General features: G+C 68.1%; 18 protein-coding genes and 1 tRNA gene. 6 read left to right on the forward strand and 13 right to left on the reverse strand.

All coding sequences use genetic code 11. The features are described from left to right. Positions 1–17: 17 nt before the first annotated feature. From ACFV2O_RS19135 to ACFV2O_RS19150, 4 genes are all read right to left on the reverse strand, one after another. Positions 18–548, reverse strand: coding sequence for a VOC family protein (locus tag ACFV2O_RS19135; RefSeq protein ID WP_379252956.1), 531 nt, complete (start codon positions 546–548; stop codon positions 18–20). A 68-nt stretch (positions 549–616) separates the two neighbouring features. Further along, positions 617–1,831 (reverse strand): FAD-dependent monooxygenase, encoded by a 1,215-nt coding sequence (locus ACFV2O_RS19140; protein WP_379252957.1) that lies wholly within the window; start codon positions 1,829–1,831, stop codon positions 617–619. A 45-nt stretch (positions 1,832–1,876) separates the two neighbouring features. Next, positions 1,877–4,975, reverse strand: coding sequence for a BTAD domain-containing putative transcriptional regulator (locus ACFV2O_RS19145; protein WP_379252958.1), 3,099 nt, complete (start codon positions 4,973–4,975; stop codon positions 1,877–1,879). 285 nt (positions 4,976–5,260) lie between these two features. Further along, complete coding sequence (locus ACFV2O_RS19150) at positions 5,261–6,103, reverse strand: methyltransferase domain-containing protein (RefSeq protein ID WP_379252960.1); 843 nt, start codon at positions 6,101–6,103, stop codon at positions 5,261–5,263. 101 nt (positions 6,104–6,204) lie between these two features. Here ACFV2O_RS19150 and ACFV2O_RS19155 point away from each other — a divergent pair, with 101 nt between their 5' ends. Further along, complete coding sequence (locus tag ACFV2O_RS19155; protein WP_379252961.1) at positions 6,205–6,870, forward strand: class I SAM-dependent methyltransferase; 666 nt, start codon at positions 6,205–6,207, stop codon at positions 6,868–6,870. A gap of 10 nt (positions 6,871–6,880) precedes the next feature. Beyond that, positions 6,881–7,696: a class I SAM-dependent methyltransferase gene (locus ACFV2O_RS19160; RefSeq protein ID WP_379252962.1), complete on the forward strand. Its 816-nt coding sequence runs from the start codon at positions 6,881–6,883 to the stop codon at positions 7,694–7,696. A 66-nt stretch (positions 7,697–7,762) separates the two neighbouring features. On the opposite strand, the gene ACFV2O_RS19165 is transcribed toward ACFV2O_RS19160, so the two are convergent. Further along, on the reverse strand, positions 7,763–8,362 hold the full coding sequence (locus ACFV2O_RS19165; protein WP_379252963.1) for a TetR/AcrR family transcriptional regulator: 600 nt from the start codon (positions 8,360–8,362) through the stop codon (positions 7,763–7,765). Between the two features lie 61 nt (positions 8,363–8,423). Here ACFV2O_RS19165 and ACFV2O_RS19170 point away from each other — a divergent pair, with 61 nt between their 5' ends. Then, positions 8,424–9,788, forward strand: a complete 1,365-nt coding sequence (locus ACFV2O_RS19170; protein WP_379252964.1) for a flavin monoamine oxidase family protein — start codon at positions 8,424–8,426, stop codon at positions 9,786–9,788. Positions 9,789–9,882: 94 nt separating this feature from the next. On the opposite strand, the gene ACFV2O_RS19175 is transcribed toward ACFV2O_RS19170, so the two are convergent. Beyond that, the gene (locus ACFV2O_RS19175) at positions 9,883–10,077 is read right to left on the reverse strand and encodes a DUF6879 family protein (RefSeq protein WP_379252965.1); all 195 of its coding nucleotides are present in this window, start codon (positions 10,075–10,077) and stop codon (positions 9,883–9,885) included. Between the two features lie 1,339 nt (positions 10,078–11,416). Between ACFV2O_RS19175 and ACFV2O_RS19180 the strand changes: the two genes are divergently transcribed. Next, the gene (locus tag ACFV2O_RS19180; protein WP_379252966.1) at positions 11,417–11,893 is read left to right on the forward strand and encodes a hypothetical protein; all 477 of its coding nucleotides are present in this window, start codon (positions 11,417–11,419) and stop codon (positions 11,891–11,893) included. Between the two features lie 36 nt (positions 11,894–11,929). Beyond that, complete coding sequence (locus ACFV2O_RS19185) at positions 11,930–12,118, forward strand: hypothetical protein (protein WP_379252967.1); 189 nt, start codon at positions 11,930–11,932, stop codon at positions 12,116–12,118. A gap of 122 nt (positions 12,119–12,240) precedes the next feature. Here the strand turns inward: ACFV2O_RS19185 and ACFV2O_RS19190 are convergent, their stop codons facing one another. Both ACFV2O_RS19190 and ACFV2O_RS19195 read right to left on the reverse strand, forming a co-directional pair. Next, a complete protein-coding gene (locus ACFV2O_RS19190) occupies positions 12,241–13,047 on the reverse strand; it encodes a GAF domain-containing protein (RefSeq protein WP_379252968.1) in 807 nt (268 codons plus the stop codon). A 236-nt stretch (positions 13,048–13,283) separates the two neighbouring features. After that, on the reverse strand, positions 13,284–13,703 hold the full coding sequence (locus ACFV2O_RS19195; protein WP_379252969.1) for a recombinase family protein: 420 nt from the start codon (positions 13,701–13,703) through the stop codon (positions 13,284–13,286). Positions 13,704–13,735: 32 nt separating this feature from the next. Here ACFV2O_RS19195 and ACFV2O_RS19200 point away from each other — a divergent pair, with 32 nt between their 5' ends. Next, complete coding sequence (locus ACFV2O_RS19200) at positions 13,736–14,827, forward strand: alpha/beta hydrolase (protein WP_379252970.1); 1,092 nt, start codon at positions 13,736–13,738, stop codon at positions 14,825–14,827. A 61-nt stretch (positions 14,828–14,888) separates the two neighbouring features. On the opposite strand, the gene ACFV2O_RS19205 is transcribed toward ACFV2O_RS19200, so the two are convergent. From ACFV2O_RS19205 to ACFV2O_RS19225, 5 genes are all read right to left on the reverse strand, one after another. Further along, the gene (locus ACFV2O_RS19205) at positions 14,889–15,449 is read right to left on the reverse strand and encodes a TetR/AcrR family transcriptional regulator (protein WP_379252971.1); all 561 of its coding nucleotides are present in this window, start codon (positions 15,447–15,449) and stop codon (positions 14,889–14,891) included. Positions 15,450–15,798: 349 nt separating this feature from the next. Beyond that, positions 15,799–15,870, reverse strand: a tRNA-Val gene (locus tag ACFV2O_RS19210). A 17-nt stretch (positions 15,871–15,887) separates the two neighbouring features. Beyond that, complete coding sequence (locus ACFV2O_RS19215; RefSeq protein WP_355072739.1) at positions 15,888–16,352, reverse strand: peroxiredoxin; 465 nt, start codon at positions 16,350–16,352, stop codon at positions 15,888–15,890. 77 nt (positions 16,353–16,429) lie between these two features. After that, the gene (locus tag ACFV2O_RS19220; protein WP_355072984.1) at positions 16,430–16,852 is read right to left on the reverse strand and encodes a DUF3052 domain-containing protein; all 423 of its coding nucleotides are present in this window, start codon (positions 16,850–16,852) and stop codon (positions 16,430–16,432) included. A 126-nt stretch (positions 16,853–16,978) separates the two neighbouring features. Next, positions 16,979–17,536 carry a hypothetical protein gene (locus tag ACFV2O_RS19225; RefSeq protein WP_379252972.1) on the reverse strand — a complete coding sequence of 186 codons (558 nt, stop codon included), beginning with the start codon at positions 17,534–17,536 and terminating at the stop codon, positions 16,979–16,981. Positions 17,537–17,689 lie beyond the last annotated feature (153 nt).

Here is a 17,689-nt window from a genome sequence, read left to right on the forward strand (position 1 = left end):
CTGTCGCCACTGCCGTGTCATTCGCGGGAAGCACCCTGGCCGTGTGACCACGGATTCCGGTAGCCGTCCGGAATCATGGTGTCGAACAGTGCGCGCGCATCCGCGGGCAGCCGCAGCAATTCGACGTACGAGCCGAGTGATCCCCCGGCGAGGTAGACGAACTCCATGCCGATCTCCGCGATAGCGCAGTGTTGGACGATCTCGGCGCCGCCTGCCAGCGCCTCCGCCAGTGCGGCATCGAAATCGTCTGGCACCCAAGCGATATGGTGCAGGCCGGGACCGGACCGCTCGAGCGCTTCGGTGTACAGGTTCGCCCCCGAGACCGGTGCGATCAATTCCAATTGCTGCCCGCCCGCGTAGCCGAGCGAGCTGTCGATCGTGTAGTCGGCCGGCGCACCGCGATAGCTGCACGAGTCCGGGCCGAAACGCATGCGGGGCATGCGGACCCATTTGTCGACTCCGTAGCTTTCGGTGAATTCTCGTTCCGCCGCCTCGATGTCGTGGACGACCCACGCCAACTGGAAGATCGGTCCGGATGCGATGCTCATTCTGGTGCTCCTCAGGTGCTTCAGGGATGGGGTGTTTTCGCCGGAACGGCGCAAGATGAATGTGCGGTTCAGTAGTCGGCGAGGTGGATGGCGTTTGCCGCGCGCTCGAGCGGCTTGATGATCGGGCGCAGCGCCAGGCCCTTCCACGGCATGTGCCGCAGCATGCGCAGCATGGTGGTCTGGGTCCGGATCGCGCGCTGGTCGGACGCCACCATCTGAGTGGCGTTGTTCCAGCCGAGCGTCAGGTTCCGGGTGACATAGTCCTGCATGGCGCGCTGGTAGCGATCGAAGGCGGCGTCGTGGTCGCCTGCGGCCGCTTTCAGCTCGCCAGCGAGGACATACGCGCCGACCAGTGCCATGCTCGTGCCCTGCCCGGACAGCGGCGAGGGGCAGTAGGCGGCGTCGCCGACCAGTGCGACGCGGCCCGCGGACCACTGGTCGAGATGGATCTGGCTGACCGAGTCGAAATAGAAGTCGGGTGATTCGGGCATGGCGCGTACCAAGTTCGGTGTCTCCCAGCCCGCATCGGCGAAAGCGTCGGCCACCAGCTGCTGCTGCGCGGCGCGGTCGCGCCGGTCCGGCAGTTGTTCCGGGGCCTGGAAGATGAATTGGGCTTTGGCCGACGAACGGCGGGTGCTGTACACCTGCACCACGCGCCCCGGAGTCGGATGAACCAGTTCCCAATGGTCGAGATCCAAGTGGTTCGGCACCGAGATCACGCAGGCCGCCATGCCGGTGTGCCGGGCGAATCGCTCCTCTGGCCCGAACGTGAGGCGGCGCACCGTCGAATGTATGCCGTCGGCGCCGATCACCAGGTCGAAGACTCGCGGCTCTGCGTTGCGGAAGCGCACGGTCACGCCGTCGGGCTGCTGGGCCAGCCCCGTGATCGAGTCGCCGAACAGGTACTCGACCCGGCCCTTGGTGGCGTCGAACAGGATGTGCGCGAGATCGCCGCGCAACACCTCGTCGTCGCCGGGCGACCGCAGTCCGATCAGCTCGGGACCCAGGGTGGCCAGCGCCTTACCCGAGTCGTCGACCCACGCGCCGCCACGCATCGCCGTCGAGGCCGCGCGGACTTCCGGCAGCAGCCCCATCCGCTCGATGACCTCCATCGCCACGCCTCGAATGTCGACCTTGTAGCCGCCCTCCCTCAGCGTGGGCGCCTGTTCGACGACGGTGACGGTGAACCCGTGGCGGGTCAGCCAGTAGGCCAGTGCCGGACCGGCGACGCTCGCGCCGGAGATGAGAACGGTTTTGTTGGTGAAGTGTCGCGTCGTTGTCATGGGAACAGCGTCGGCCGCGGCGCTCACCACGCGCTCACAATCGGCTCACCGCCCCGCACCGAGCAGGGCCGCCACCTCCTCGATCGAGCGCCCGACGCCGCGGTCAAAGGCGGCGCGGAACTCGTGTTCGCCGAGTTCGGCACGGCACCGCGCGGCGGTCTCGGCCGCCTCACCGTCACCCGCGGCGGGCCTCCCGCGCAGCGAATCGGCAGCGCCGAGCAGCAGCGCGGCCCGCGCCGGATCGCCGATCACCGCGGCGGCCTCCGCCAGACCGGCCACCGCGGCCGCGGCCACCGACCGGGATCGGTCACGGGCCAGCTCGAAGGCCTCGCGGTGCGCCGCCTGCCCGGCTTCGCTGTCGGCTTCGGCGAGCGAGACCCAGCCCAATCCGATGAGGCTGCGCGCACGGGCCTCGGCCATGCCGAACGAACCGTTGTCGGGCAGGGCGACGGCCGTGCCGTAGTACTCCCTGGCGCCGATGAGGTCGCCCGCCGCACGGCGCAGATCGCCGAGTCCGCGTATCGCATTGGCGTACATGTCCGTCGCGCCCGCCGCCCGGGCAGATTCGGCGGCACGCTCATAGGCGGCGCGGGCTCCGTCCGCGTCGTGGCAAGCGTCCCGGCGGGCGAGGAGGTCGCCACGCCGGTTGAGCAGGTCGGCGGCCTCGTCACCCGCGCCCAACTCCGTTTGCAGGGCAACGGCCTCGTCGATCAGGTCCAGCGCGACCGCCCGCTCACCGCGCCAGTCGGCGACGGCGGCGAGTTTGTCCAGGGTGGTGGCGATCGCCCAGCGGTCGCGGGTGGCGCGGAAACCTTCGAGGGCACAGTGGAACTCGGGTTCGGCCGCCACCGGCTCGCCGGACATGAGCAGGTGCAGTCCCGCACCCAGCCGTAGGAACGCCTGCGACCACGGGTCGGCACCGAAGAGCAGGCGCTGCCGCTGCGGCGGCAGGTCCAGCAACCCACCGACGGTCGCCAGCAGGAACACCAGATGCGGGCGTTGAAGGGGTTGCTCGACACCGGACAACTCGGTGACCGCGCGGGTGACCGCGACCGGCAGTCCGTTTCCCGCTCGCGCGGCGATCGCCGCGCACAGGCCGTATCCCTCGACGTCGGCCGCCGGATCGAGTGCGGGCAGCAGCTTGCCCGCGAGCTCGACGGCACCGCCCGGATGACCGCGCAGCCACCAGCACCACGCGTGCGCGGCGATGAGTCGTTGTGCCAATGGCGGATCGGCGGCCACCGCCCAGCGCAGCGCCACCTGCACGTTGTCGTGTTCGGCGCTCAGTCGTGCCAGCCAGTCCAGCTGGTCCGGGCCGCGCAGTCGCGGATCGGCCCGCTCGGCCAGGGCGGTGAAGAATCCGGCGTGGGCACGCTGCATCCGCTCACGCTCGCCGGAGTCGGTCGAACGTGCCAGACCGTAGGCTCGGATGGTCTCCAGCATCCGATAGCGGCCGCCGTGCACCTCCACCAGCGATTTGTCGGCCAGGCCGTCGAGCAGTTCGTCGGCATCGTCGAGTTCGCAGACCGAAGCGGCTGTCGCGGCCGACGCTCCGCCCGCGAAGACCGCGAAGCGCCGCGCCATGAGGCGCTCGGCCGGTTCCAGCAGACCCCAGCTCCATTCGACTACCGCCTGCAAGGTCTGATGTCGGGGCTCCGCGGTCCGGTCTCCTCGTGACAGCAGCCGGAACCGGTCGGAGAGGCGTCCGTCGATGTCGTCCACTTCGAGGTTGCGCAGACGGGCGGCGGCGAGTTCCAAAGCCAGCGGCAAGCCGTCCAATCGCGCGCAGATGCGCCGCACGGCCGCGATCGTGCCCGCGTCGACGGTGAATCCGGGCCGCGCCGCGGCCGCGCGGTCGGCGAACAAGCGGACCGCCGCGCAGCCGAGCTGCTCGGACAGCGGCGCTTCGGCGGCCGCGACCGGCAGTTGCCCGATCGACAGGACGGTCTCGCCGGTGATGCGCAGGGCTTCCCTGCTGGTCGCCAGCACCCGAAGGCCCGGGCATTCGCGCAACAACCGGTGGACGAGCCGCGCGGCGTCGAGCACCAGATGCTCACAGTTGTCGAGAATGATCAGCAGAGACCGGCCTGCGAGCATCGCGTGGAGCCGATTTTCCGCGTCTTCGTGCTCACCGGCGGTCGCGCGGCCGCCGAGCGTCGCCGCGATCTCCTGCGCCATCTGCGCACCGTCCACCAATGGCGACAGATCCACGAAACAGACCTCGCCCTGAGCCCGGGAGCCTGCCTCCAACGCCAGCCGGGTCTTGCCGGTGCCCCCCGGACCGGTCAAGGTGACCAGGCGGGCCCGCGCCAGCAGCGACGCGATCCGCGCCAACTCGTCGTCGCGGCCGACGAAACTGGTGAGCTGGGCAGGTAGGCGGCGCAACGAGGCCGCGGCGACGGTGTCCCCGCGCAGGATCGCGAGGTGGGCTCGGGCCAGCTCGGCCGAAGGATCCGCCCCCAGCTCATCGGCGAGCAGCCGACGGCCCTGCTCGAACAGCTCCAGCGCCTCCGCTTGCCGGTCGGTCCCGGACAACCCGCGCATCAGCAATGCTCGAGCCCGCTCCCGCAGCGGATGTGCGGCGACGAGTTCGGTCAGCATCGCGACCACCGCTCGATGGTCGCGCAGCGCCAGACCGGCTTCTGCCCGGTCCTCCCGCGCCGCCAGCCACGCTTCGGTGAGGCGGGTCACCGCCGTCGCGGCGAACGGCGCATCGCGGACGTCGGCCAGCGCCGCACCCCGCCACAGCCCGGCGGCTTCGTCCAGCAGCGCGGCCGCGGAAGCGGGATCCCCGTCGCGCAACGCGATCCGGCCCTCCTCTGCGAGCCGATCGAACCGGTGCGCGTCCACCGTGCCCGGGTCGACCGCGAGCCGGTAGCCCGCGGTCGAGGACTCCACCAGCTCGTCGGCGCTCGCCGAACGCAGCGCCCGCCGCAGCCGCGACACCTGGGACTGCAGCGCGTGCCCGGCGTCGCCCGGCGGATCCTCCCCGTAGAGATCGTCGATCAACCGCTCGCGGGAGACGACCCGCCCGGCCTCCGATGCCAACACCGCCAGCAGCGCCCGCACCTGCGGCCCACCCACCGCGACCGGACCCCCATCGGGCCGTCGCACCTCCACCGGACCCAGGATCCCGAACCGCACGATCGTCAGTATGGCCCGGGGATCGATGGGCTGCCGCTTCGGCGGGTTCTCAGCACCGGCTTGTCTGCGCTACGTCGTGGACGCCGCTGTGGTTCGGGCCGACGGCTTTCGAGACCAGCTATGGCCGCAGCCGCGTTATCGGTCCCCATCGCTCGCTCAAAAACTCCTCGTTCCGCGGCGAAGCACCCAACGCGTCCCGCTCACGGTCCCGCAACCGCGAGCCTCACCGTACGCCGACACGCCATCGACTCCGGTGCGCGGCAGCGGTCGGAGCCAGGTCGTCGCTCAGTCCGCTCGGTGGGCGAGCACAGCGAACATGGTCACCGACAGGTGGTAATCGCCTTTGGCGATGCCCGCGTCCATGGTGGCCAGTAGGTCGCGCCCTTCCTGTTCGGTGATGGCACCGCTGGTGCTCGCGGACGAGATCATTTGCATGTACAGCGGGAGGGCGGTGTCCGGATTCCAGATCACCGCCTCCGAACCCATGTCGTCGATGGTGAAACCGGCGGCTGTGAGCAGGCCGCGCAAGCGGCGGCCCGACGCGGGGTTGGGGGTGGTGGTGAGCATCGCCTTCGACAGGCGGGCGAGTACATCGGGGTCGCCGGGATGCGCGATCACGGTGTGCCAGTCGGTGTCGATGAGCAGCACACGGCCGGCCTGTCGTAGGACGCGGGCGATCTCGGTGGTCGCGGCCGCCGGGTCGTCCAGGTGCTGGTAGACCCGCTCGCAGCGCACCGCGTCGAAGTAGCCGTCGGAGAACGGCAGCTGATAGGCGGTGGCTTCGACGAAGCGGGCCCGAGAGTCCGCGGTCTCGGCTCGCCCACGGGCTATGGCGAGCATCGCGGGATTCGGGTCGGCTCCTACCGCGTCGCCATCGGGGCCGACTCGCTCGGACAACTCGATCACCTCGGTGCCGGTACCGGAACCTATGTCCAGTACCCGCTCGCCCGGCTCGACGGCCAAGACCTCGTGCCCCCACGCACGCATGCGCCGGATACCGGGCAGCGCCGCTTGCAGGTCGAGCATGCCGACCAGCGTGGCCATCGGGTCGTCGTCGGTGGTGTGGGAAGAGTCCGGGATCGCGTTCACGTGGAACGACGGGATAGGCGGCGAGGGATCGCTCGACATGGTCCGACAGTAACCCCGCACCGCCGCTCCCCGCAGTGTGCGGACGATCGATCGCAGGCTGGGCATTGGCGATGCTGCCCACCCGGCGTACCGTCGAGTTGGTGAGCAGTGGCGCCGTGTCGGGGGCAGCGGTGAAGGGCTCGGATCCGTGGGCCCGGGTTTTCGCGGCGCTGTACGACCCTCTGCTGTGGATGGGCGAGAGGGCGGGTATGGGCGCTCGCCGACGAGATCTGCTCAGCCGTGCGAGGGGGCGAACTGTCGAGCTTGGCAGCGGTACCGGTCTCAACATGGGGTACTACCCTGACGACCTCGAAGAACTGATCTTGACCGAACCGGAAGCCGCGATGCGTACGCGGCTGGCGCGGAAGCTGCATCGCAGTGGACGACGGGCACGTGTGCTCGACGCGTCGGCGGAACAACTGCCGTTCGAGGACCAAACTGTGGATACGGTCGTCTCGACGCTCGTGCTGTGTACTGTCGACCACCCCGAACCCGTATTGCGCGAAATCGGGCGTGTGTTGCGCCCTGGCGGCCAGCTGCTGTTCATCGAGCATGTGCGTTCGGAGTCGCCGCGACTCGCCCAGTGGCAAGACCGCCTCGCCGGCCCGTGGCGCCGGTTCGCGGAGGGTTGCCATTGCAACCGTGCCACACTCGAGCTCATTCAGGGGTCCGAACTGAAGCTCGAAGACATACAGGAAGCGTCGTGGCGGGGAGAGCCTCCGATCATTCGACCGCTGATCTTGGGTGTGGCTACCAAAAACACCTAGGGAGCGTCAGATGACCGAGTCCGGCTCCGCTGAGCTGAAGCGGCGGCATCGCGCGATGTGGGCACTGGGCGACTATCCGTCCGTCGCCAGCGAGGTCATCTCCGGATTGGGCAGGCGTCTGGTCGAGGCCTGCCGTATCGGCGCTGGTCAGCACGTGTTGGACATCGCGGCAGGGTCCGGCAACGCCGCGATCCCGGCGGCCGAGACCGGCGCGGAGGTCGTGGCGAGCGACCTCACGCCCGAGCTGTTCGAGGCGGGTCGGCGTCTCGCCGCGGAGAGAGGAGTCGAGCTGCGGTGGCAGCAAGCCGATGCCGAGGCATTGCCCTACGCGGATGCCGACTTCGATGCCGTGATCTCCTGCGTCGGCGTCATGTTCGCGCCGTTCCACCAAGCGGCGGCGGACGAAATGCTCCGCGTGACCAGGCCGGGCGGCACGATCGGGCTGATCAACTGGACGCCGACCGGATTCATCGGGCAGATGTTCGCCACGATGAAACCGTTCGCTCCGCCACCCCCGCCCGGCGCCCAGCCGCCCCCGCTGTGGGGCGACGAGACGCACGTGCGGTCGCTGTTGGGCGATCGCGTCACCGATCTGGAGCTGCGGCGCGAAAACGCGGTCATCGACCGCTTCGCCGACGGCACCGAGTTCCGCGACTTCTTCAAGTCCTGTTACGGCCCGGCGGTCGCGGTGTACAAGGCCATCGCTGCCGAGCCCGACCGCGTCGCACAGTTGGACCGGGAACTCGCGGAACTTGCTGCCCGACATGACCTGGGCAACGGGCGCATGGAGTGGGAGTACCTCCTGGTCACCGCGCGCCGCTCCTGAGCGACGGGGATTGGAACCGGGCGTTCGTGCCACATCGCTCCCCCTTTCCCCGGCGGGTTCGTAGTGTCAGGAAGTCGCGCCGATCGCCAATCCTGCGAGGAGATCGTGCACAAGGCCTGCCGCCTGCTCGTGAGCGCGTTGCCGATCATCGGTCTCGGCGATGGTCAGCGACAGTTCGGTCAGGGCCCCATAGAAGGCACTCGCCAGTAATGCGGCGGGGTAGGGACGGATGAGCGCCGCATCGAGCAGATTCTGCACCGCCTCGACGACCAGGCCGCCGAGATGACGTTGGTCGAGTTCGCGCCAGCGCTGCCAGCCGAGGCCGATCGGTCCCTGGAGGAGCACGATGTGCCGGTAGTCGGGTTGGGCGCAGACGTCGAGAAACTCCCGCACACCGCGGTCGACCCGGTCGAACGGGTCCGAGGCCGAGTCGATCGCGGTGCGGATGCGTTGCGCCGCTCGAGTCTCCAGATCGTCGACGATCGCTTCGAACAGCCCCTTCTTGCCGTCGAAGTGGTGATACAGCGCGCCGCGAGTAAGGCCGGTGGCGCGAACCAGCTCTTCCGCCGACAGATCCGCGTACTCGCGTTCGGCGAACAGCCGCCCCGCGGTCTCCAGCAGCGCCTGGCGGGTGTTCTCCGCGTACTTCTCGCGAAACGACTCCATGCGGTATGGATATCACATACAGTATGTATGTCAGATACAGGCTGTATGAAGGTGGGCCGTAATGGGCGAATCAGTGGACGTCGTCGTTGTCGGAGCCGGGATAGCGGGTCTGGTAGCCGCCCGCGACCTGGCGCGAAGTGGTGCGGAGGTGCTCGTGCTGGAGGCGCGCGACCGGGTCGGCGGGCGGCTGCTGAACGGTGAACTCCCCGGTGGTGCGCCCATCGAGGTGGGTGGTCAATGGGTCGGGCCCGGCCAGCAGCACGTGCTCGCGCTGATCGATGAACTCGGCCTGAAGACCTTCCCCACGTACACCGCGGGCCGTCATATCGCCGAACTCGGCACGGCCCGCTCGGTATACACCGGCCGGATTCCCAAGCTGAACCCGCTGGCATTGGCCGATGTAGCGCAGATCCAGTGGAGGCTCGACCGAGTGGCGCGCCGGGTCGCGGCGACGGAGCCGTGGCTCGCCGACCGGGCTGGAGTGCTGGACGCGCAAACCTTCGCCACCTGGCTGCGGCGGACCGCCCACACCTCCGCGGGTCGGTCGTTCTTGCAGCTGATCACCGAGGCGGTGTTCTCCGCGGAGCCGGAGGATATGTCGGCACTGTGGGCCGCCTACTACGTCGGCGCCGCCGGTGGGCTGGACGCGTTGATCAATACCGCGGGCGGTGCGCAGCAGGACCGCGTTGTCGGCGGTTCGCAGACCATCGCGTTGGCGCTGGCCCAAGAACTCGGTGACCGTGTCGTCCTGGAAAGCGTGGTGACCGATGTCGAGTGGGCCGTCTCGGGTATCCGGGTCGTCGCGGGCGGCACGAACGTTCGCGCTCGTCGAGCCGTGATCGCGGTTCCGCCGCCACTGGCGGCGCGCATCCGCTTCACCCCTGGCCTGCCCGGCGATCGTGACCAACTCGTGCAGCGCATGCCGATGGGCCGGGTCATCAAAGTCAATGTCGCCTACGACGAGCCCTTCTGGCGCGAAGCGGGTCTGAGCGGCCAAGCCAACAGCGACCATCGGCCCCTGGGCACCGTCTTCGACAACACTCCGCTCGACGGTTCACCCGGCGTGCTCGTCGGCTTCCTCGAGGGACGGCACGCCGACAGAGGCGCGCGCCTCGACCTCACCGATCGTCGTGCACAGGTGATCGACGATCTCGCAGGCTACTTCGGGCCAAGGGCCCGCAACCCCATCGCCTACATCGAACGTGATTGGGCCGAAGAGGAATTCAGCCGCGGCTGCTACGGCGCGTTCACCACGCCCGGCACCCTGACCCGTTTCGGTCCGGCCCTGCGCACACCCATCGGCCCGCTGCACTGGGCAGGCACCGAAACCGCTACCCGGTGGGCCGGCTACATGGACGGAGCCGCCGAATCCGGCCACCGCGCCGCCCGCGAAATCGCTCCCGCGCTCGGCCGCAGTGGGGTGTAGCGGTTCGACCACGACTGCTGTGGTGGGCGCAGAGGGGATCGAACCCCCGACCGCTGGTGTGTAAAACCGCGCCGAAACACCCGCGCTGCGCCATTCATCGAGCGGCATACTCCCCGAACGGAATCGCCGCCGACCACACCCGATCACGGATCGCGACCGCGTGCGCGACGATCACGGTTTCGTCGGTCAGCGCTGCGCCGACCCATAATCCGCGCGCGTCGAACAGGGAGAACGCCACCGCCCGCTCATCGAACAGCCAGAAATCCTCGGTGGCCGCGTCCGAGGTCACCGGTCTTCCAGCCCTGCACGGCGTAGCGCGGCGGATCGGTCTCGGTGACGTAGAGCAGGCGAACCGTCGCCGCCGGATTCACCGCCGATGATTCGAACTCGCACGTGCATGTCCGTCCCCTGGTGTGGCACGGAGTGCGTGCCGTGTCGATAGTCACAGCCTGAACCGGGGAAAGGAAACCAATTGCGCACTCGCGCGCACTTTTGTATCGACGGCGAACTACGCACCCTTAGCGTGCTTTTCAGCCCCCGCACCGGGTCGAGCCGGACTCCTCGGCGCGGAGGATGCCAACGCCGACAGCGAGGGGCGGGGGAATGGACGCGCTCGGATTGATCGACCTTTGTCGCCGACAACGGAATGGGACGCGGCCCAGGTGCGCCGGTTGGGGCGGCGGACCCCACGTGCCGTCCCCTGGAAGGCCGGACGGAAGGGTGGAAGGCCGGGGTGGAAGGGATGGTCGCAGGAGGGTGCATGCAGCGGATTTTTGGGCGTTGAGTCATGGCGCAATGGGTGTGCTAGCACATACTGATAGGGGGTAGGGGAATAGGGGGGCCAGCCTCTGTCGCTCGATTCGTGTCGGTGCCCGGGGTGACCATTCAGGTTATGCAGTTTCGCTCATACGATCAGGGCGGTCCGCTCATCCCGCACCCAGTCACCCTCGATGCGGAATGGAACGCCGAGTGCGGCCATCATCTGTCGGCGTGGTGCCTGGGGTGCTCGACGTGCACCGACTGCGCCGGAACCTGCTTTTGCGGCGCCGCTGAAGACGAGGACCCGCCCGTCTACCTCCTGGATCTCGCCAGCTGATCCGATCAGGTCGACCGCGTCGTCGGGTGCTCACAGTCCGCACCGACGGGCGGGGTGTAGACGACGTGACCGCACCCAGTGCAGACGTGGAGGCGGTGCAGCCCGCCGGCCTGCAAGCAGGCCAACGAACCCACCGGCATCTGTCTCGGGCCGAACTGGTGCCTGCAGTGCGCCGGTCCGAGATTGCGCAGGAACCGTGGGGCCGGCGTGGCCAGAGCCCGGCAGCGAAACCGGGCGCTGACCGGCCAGATACCCCGGGCGTGTCCAAGTACCCATATGGATGTCATTCGACGGGCCGTAGGTGACATCTGTCCCGAACGGCTGGTGTACCAGAATCGGGTACCGAGCTACTCGGGCCTTCCAAGGGGCTTGCTGATGCACTGGGGATACAGCGTCATTCAGCAGCAAGGAGGTTCACCATGTCCGAATTCAGGAAAAGGACGCGCACAGGCCGCGGAGGATTCGTAGTGGGGTTCGGTGATGGCCCTGCCCGGCGGGTTCCGGCTGCACCACCTCACTCTGGGAGGCAGTCATGACCGTTGGTCGCCGTCAGCTCACACGCCAAGAACACGAGCGCCTCATCGCCGAGACCCACGCGACCCTCGCCGTCGCCAACGACTACAACCTCACCCGCAGCGCCGAACTCGACCCGAAAGAACTGCAGCAGTTCCACGATCAACGCGACGCCTATGCCGCACGCCTGGACGTGGCAGCCCTCATCACCGGGGTGACCGACCTAGGAGAACGCCACCTGCGCGAGGACACCTACGCCGCCTGCCCACCGGCCTACCGTGACCGGCTCGACGCCCTGCTCGACTCCGCCGACGGCCAGATGGCCACCGTGCTGACCACCCGTCTCGAGATGCTGGCGAACCCGCGAGAACGCAGCGATGACGGATGGGGGTGCGCGCTGGGTGCGGCGGCCGTCGCGGGCGGATTTTTCGCCGAAGGCGTACTAGGTGGGGCGGCCGTGGTGGCTGGCATCGTAATGATGTGCACCTACTGTTGAGCTCCGCTGCGCTCGATTGCCTCCGACTCGAACCGCGTGCTGGCCGCCGATAACGCATGGTGCAGAGGGTGTGTCAACGCCTATCCGGTCCGCGACGAAGATGCCGCCCGGCTCTCCCCGCTCGGGTACGCGCACATCGACATACTGGGCCGCTACAGCTTCCCTGCCCTGAGCGCCGAGCAGACATTGCGGCCGTTGCGCGATCCCGAAGCTGCCACGCAGTGACGCCCAGGGGAAACAACAAGTGCACCACGAGGCCGGTAGCTGCGGGTGCGCGCGTGGCGGGCGTTCACCCGGGCTGCCGGTGCCGCACGGGGGCCGGGAGGTTGGTTGGTTCGTGGTGACGGTCAGCGGTTGAGGTAGGCGGCCAGGCCACCGAGTTCCTCGTTGGCGATGAACACCGAACGGACGTTGATGATGGCCTCTTCGACGTGGGTGGTGCAGCCCCACGCCGAGTCGCCCCACGAATCGGCGATCTTCAGCTCGGCCGGCGCGGTGCAGCCGGCGGTGCCGCCGAGCTGGCAGTGCTCAGGGTGCGGCGTGGTGGCCTGTACGGCAGCCGCGGCTCGTATCTGGGCGGCGAGCTCGGCGGCGGCAGCGGCGCGTTGCTCGGCATCGTCGCGCAACTGGCGTTCGGCGCGTACCGCCTCGAGGGTGGCCAGGCGCAGCTCCAGGTGCTGCGCGACCTGGTCGGCGAGATAGCCGAGCACGGTCCTCTGCACCTCGCTCAACTCCCGAGGCATGGCGTCGATTGCGGTAACGGTGCCGAGGTGGTGCCCGTCGGTGGTGACGATCGGGGCGGCGGCGTAGAACCGCAGCCCCAGCTCACCGCGTACCAACGGATGATCGAGGGTGCGCGGATCCGTGACCGCGTCGTTGACCACGTACGTGCCGTCGGCGCAGAACGCCGACGCGCACAGTCCCGGTTCCGTGCCGACCTGCGCGACACCATCCAGTCCCTTGGCCGCGGCGAACCAGACCCGGTCGGCGTCGACGATGCTGACCGTGGCGATCGGGGTGCCGCACACCGCTGCGGCGGTCGCCGCGATGGTGTCGAACTGGCCGTCGGTTGGAGCGTCGAGGATCTCGTAACGGCGTACCGCAGCTAGCCGGGCGGGGTCGGTGAGGGCGGTTCTGTCAGCGGTGATCGACACGGTGTGGTGCTCGCTTCCCATGGGGTGTTCAGGCCGGGGTAGCGTACGTGGTTGCGGCGGTCATGCCGCATCCGCTGTGGCTGTCGTGATGCTGGCGCGGTCGAGGACCCGGTACACCGTCGGGCGCGACACCTCGAACAGCTCCGCCGGTTCGGCGATGGTGGGATGGCAACCTCATCACGTACAAGACGCGCGACTGACCCCTGATAACGCCCGCGTCCCAGCGTTTCCGGCGGTCAGGCGCTTTCCTCGAGCACGGGCTTGGTTTGGGTGGTCGGTTCGGGCAGGTACTTGTAGATCGTGCTGCGCGAGACACCCAGCAGCCGTGCGACCGAGGAGACGGTCTCTTCCGGTCGGGTGAGGATGGCGCGGGCCTGGCGGATCTGCTCGGTGGTCATGGCCGGTGGGCGGTCGAGGCGTTGCCCGCGGGCGCGTGCGGCGTCGAGGCCTTCGTGGGTGCCTTGGACGATCAGGGAGCGGCCGAGCCGGTCCAGTGATGGCACGACGAGCGTGTCGCCGGAGCGCATATATTCCACGCATTTCTGGAGTTCGGCGCGTTCGGCGTCGCCAACGCAGAGCCATACTCGGCCAACTTCTTGACTGACGTCCAAGAAGTCTTTACCGTAAGCGCGGCCTGCTTCTTGGATGTCGTCCAAGAAGGGCGATGGTAAGCGAGAGGACGTGAGTCATGGACTTCAGTGGGCCTGCCGATCGGCGCGAGGCGGTAGCGGTGCGGCGCCGTGCGGTTTCGTTCGCCTCTGGCCAGGACGAGTGCGCGGCCTGGCTGTACGCCGCACCCGACGTGAACGGCCCGCGTCCGATGGTGATCATGGGGCACGGGCTCGGGGCGGTGCGGGAGATGCGCCTGGATTCCTACGCGGAACGGTTCGCCGACGCGGGGTGGTCGGTGCTGGTGTTCGACTACCGTCACCTCGGGGCCAGCGGCGGAGCACCGCGCCAACTCCTCGATATCGGCAAGCAACGCGCCGATTGGCATGCCGCCCTGGCCTTCGTACGCACCCTGCCGGAGGTCGATGTCGACCGGATCGCGTTGTGGGGCAGCTCGTTCGGCGGCGGACATGTCCTCCAGGTCGCCTCCGAAGACACCCGTATCGCGGCGGTCGTGGCCCAGTGCCCCTTCACCGACGGACCGGCGTCGTTGCGCTCGCGTATCCGGACGGGCCCGCTGAGCGTGGTAGCGCTGACAGTGGCAGGCATCCTGGACACGGTCGGTTCCTGGTTCGGCGCGAAGCCGATCCTGGTGCCGATGGCGGGGACGTCCTGGATGCCCGCGTTCGTGGCCTCACCCGACGCGCTCGCCGGCGCTTCCGCGCTCCTGCCTGCGGGGACCCGGCTCTCGCGGCGCACCAGCACGTTGTTGAAACGGCTGCCGTCGGTACGGGCTCAGGTGTCGAAGAACATCGAGCTGACCGAGATCGACGGTGGGGAAGAACCCGTGACCGGTGTCGGTCGCGACAGCATGTGGGGTGTATTGCGCGGCCCGGACGGTGAATTCGACGCCGCCAACGCCCTGGCCGCACGGCTGGTGCTGCACCTTCCGCTCGATCGGCCCGGCCGCGCGCTGGCTCGCTTCAGCACTCCGACGCTGCTGTGTATCTGCGACAACGACGCGGCCGCGCCCGCGAAGACCACGAAGCGGCGCGCGCAGGGCCTAGCACACGTGCACGTCCAGAACTACCCGTGCGACCACTTCGGCATCTACTTGGGCGAGCACTTCGAACGCGCCGTGCGTGACCAAATCGATTTCCTGGCAACATAATTCGACAACACCGCACACAGCACACAGTAGGCTGCCCCGTGGACGTGCGGAGAGCAGGCACTCAGCCGGCGGCCGCGGCAAGACTGCGAGCGCTGTTGAGCAACGTCTCGATCACCGCGCGCCGCTGGGGCTGCTCCGTCGGATGCGTCAGCAAGCCCTCGACAACGAAAACGCCGATCGCGACCAGCGGATCCAGTTCGTCGGCGGGCACGCCGAGCTCGATCAGCTCTGCCCGGAACAATCCCTCGGCCAGCGCGTGGAACTGCTCGTGCCATTCGTGAATGGCTGCGGACTTCTCGGCGCGCATGTGCACCGTGCTCACCAACCGGCCCAGTTGCTCCAATTCCTGGACCAGCCATAGCAGCCGATCAGCCAGCCCCGAGCCCAGCATTTCGCTGTAGGAGGCCATCGAGTCGGCCAGTACCGCGTCCAGGACCGCGATCAATACCGCGTCCTTGTCCTGGAAGTACCAGTACAGCGTGTTCGACACGACTCCGGCGTCGCGGGCGATCCGCGACATCGATGCCGCGTCGTATCCCTGCTCGACGAACAACCGCCGAGCAGCCACCACGATCTCCGCGCGCTTCTCTTCCCGATCCTGCGGACGTCTGTTACGAGGCATCTCCAGTCCCGACCTAGTGCCAGCCCCCGATGCTATCTTGACCAGCGCCCAAGAACAGCTCCGCAGTGGAACTGTCAGGAAGGCGCGGTCCGACGAGCATCCTCAAATGCCGCTTATCGAGCGGCCGAAGCCGGCGCATCGTCGGTAAATGATCGTTTGCCGACAACCAGGCCCCGTGTGGAGGACCAGCACCGGAGTGCCGGAATCCCGTGTCGGAACTCGGAGGTGATCAACCTGTCGGCGCGCTGGTCCGGTCGTGCTCGCGCAGCAGCCGCAGGACGGTGGCCGGTGAGGGGTGCTGGCCTGAATGGGATGCAGGCAGGTATTCCTCTCTCCTGCATCTTCTCGGTGGGCGCAGAGGGGATCGAACCCCCGACCGCTGGTGTGTAAAACCAGAGCTCTACCGCTGAGCTATACGCCCGTGCCGTTACCGGCGGCTTATGAATCTAGCGCGGCGAGCGCTTTCTCCCAAGCCGCCTGGTCACGGGGTTCTCCGGGGCCGTTCATCTCGGCGAAGCGGATGTAGCCCTCGCGGTCGACGACGAAGGTGCCTCGGTTCGGGTAGCCCGATTTCTCGTTGAAGACGCCGTAGGCCTGGGCCACCGCGCCGTGCGGCCAGAAGTCCGACAGCAGGGGGAAGATGTAGCCCTGCTCGGCGGCCCAGATCTTGTGCGTTGGCGGCGGGCCGACCGAGATCGCGAGGATCTCCGCGTTGTCGTTCTGGAACTTGGGCAGCTCGTCGCGCACCTTGCACAGCTCACCCTGGCAGATGCCGGTGAAGGCGAGCGGGTAGAACACGATCAGGACGTTCTTCTTGCCCCGGTAAGCCGACAGGGTGACTTCCTGGTTGTTCTGGTCCTTCAGCGTGAAATCCGGCGCGACAGTGCCAACCTCTAGCGGCATAGCGAATCCTCCATCGTGTCGGGTCTCCACCGGGTGGGCGTGCGACACCACCCTGGTGGAAACCATAGCGCGGTGGCTCAACGCTGCTTCGAGGGCGCCTTGGGCTGCACGAGTCTGCTTCCGGTCCACGAGCCGAGGCTGATCGCCGAGGTCTGGGTCAGACCTGCGGTCGGTGCGGATTCGGCGATTTCACTCGGCTCGACATGGCCGGGTTGTCCAGTCTTGGGGGTGAGTACCCAGACGAAACCGTCGTCGGCGAGCGGGGCGATGGCGTCCATCAGGGCGTCGACCAGATCACCGTCCCCATCCCGCCACCACAGCAGCACGACGTCGATCACCTCGTCGGAGTCCTCGTCGACGAGTTCACCGCCGATCGCTTCCTCGACATCGGCCCTCAGGTCGTCGTCGACGTCCTCGTCCCAGCCCAATTCCTGGACAACCAAGCCGTGTGAGATGCCAAGCTTCTGAGCGTAGTTCTGCGCGTCCGCCGCGGCGACCACGGTGGCGTCCTCCTCAACTCCCGACAGTAGGTAGTTGCAAGCGAACATGGTTATGGGCTTCAGCGCAAGCCGATCCGGCGAAATAGCTACCGAATGTCGCGTTGCGATGGTGTGTCAAGGGCTTTCTCAGCGCTTCGGGCACGCGTCGCGGACGGCGTTGCGCGCGTCGTTGACCCGCTTGCTGGCGTCGTTGAGCGCCGCGACCGGGGCGGTGTAGGTCATCCTGCGCGTCTCGGCGGCCAGCGCGCGGGCGGCGTTCACGTATTCGGTGAACAGCGGCACCAGGTCCGTGGGTAGCGCCTCCTTGGCGGAGTTCACGCCGCTTTCCACCTTGTTCGCGGCGTCCTCTAGAGTCTGCGCCGCCGAGTCGCGCTTGGCGACGTAGTCCGGTGCGTTCGCATCGTGCGCGTCGACGAAATCGTTGTATTTGCTGACGCCCGCTCCGGTGATGGTGGGGAACTGACCGCAGTTGTCGGAGATGGCCTTGGCCTGGGCCGCGGCGCGCCTGGATGAGGTCGCCGCCGCCGACGAGGACGCTGCCTCGGTCTTGTATGCCGCCAGATCGCTCGCGTTCGGACCCGCCACGCCTTCCACCCGGTTGGCGCACCCCGCGACGACCAATCCGATGGCGACCGCGCCGGTGGCACACACCATTCCGAACCCGCGTGGGTTCAGCAGCTTCATCGTCCTCCCGCTCCTCAGGGCTGCCACGCTCGACATGCTCACCTTGCCTGTCGAACGGTACTGGATTTCCGGCTGAGATGATGATTTGGGACGCGTCATCGGCAAGGATGGATGGTGCGCCCGAACCTTTCGTGAACGGGGGGTCCGCCAACC

The organism is Nocardia sp. NPDC059691, assembly GCF_042733915.1.
Classification (GTDB): Bacteria; Actinomycetota; Actinomycetes; order Mycobacteriales; family Mycobacteriaceae; genus Nocardia; species Nocardia sichangensis.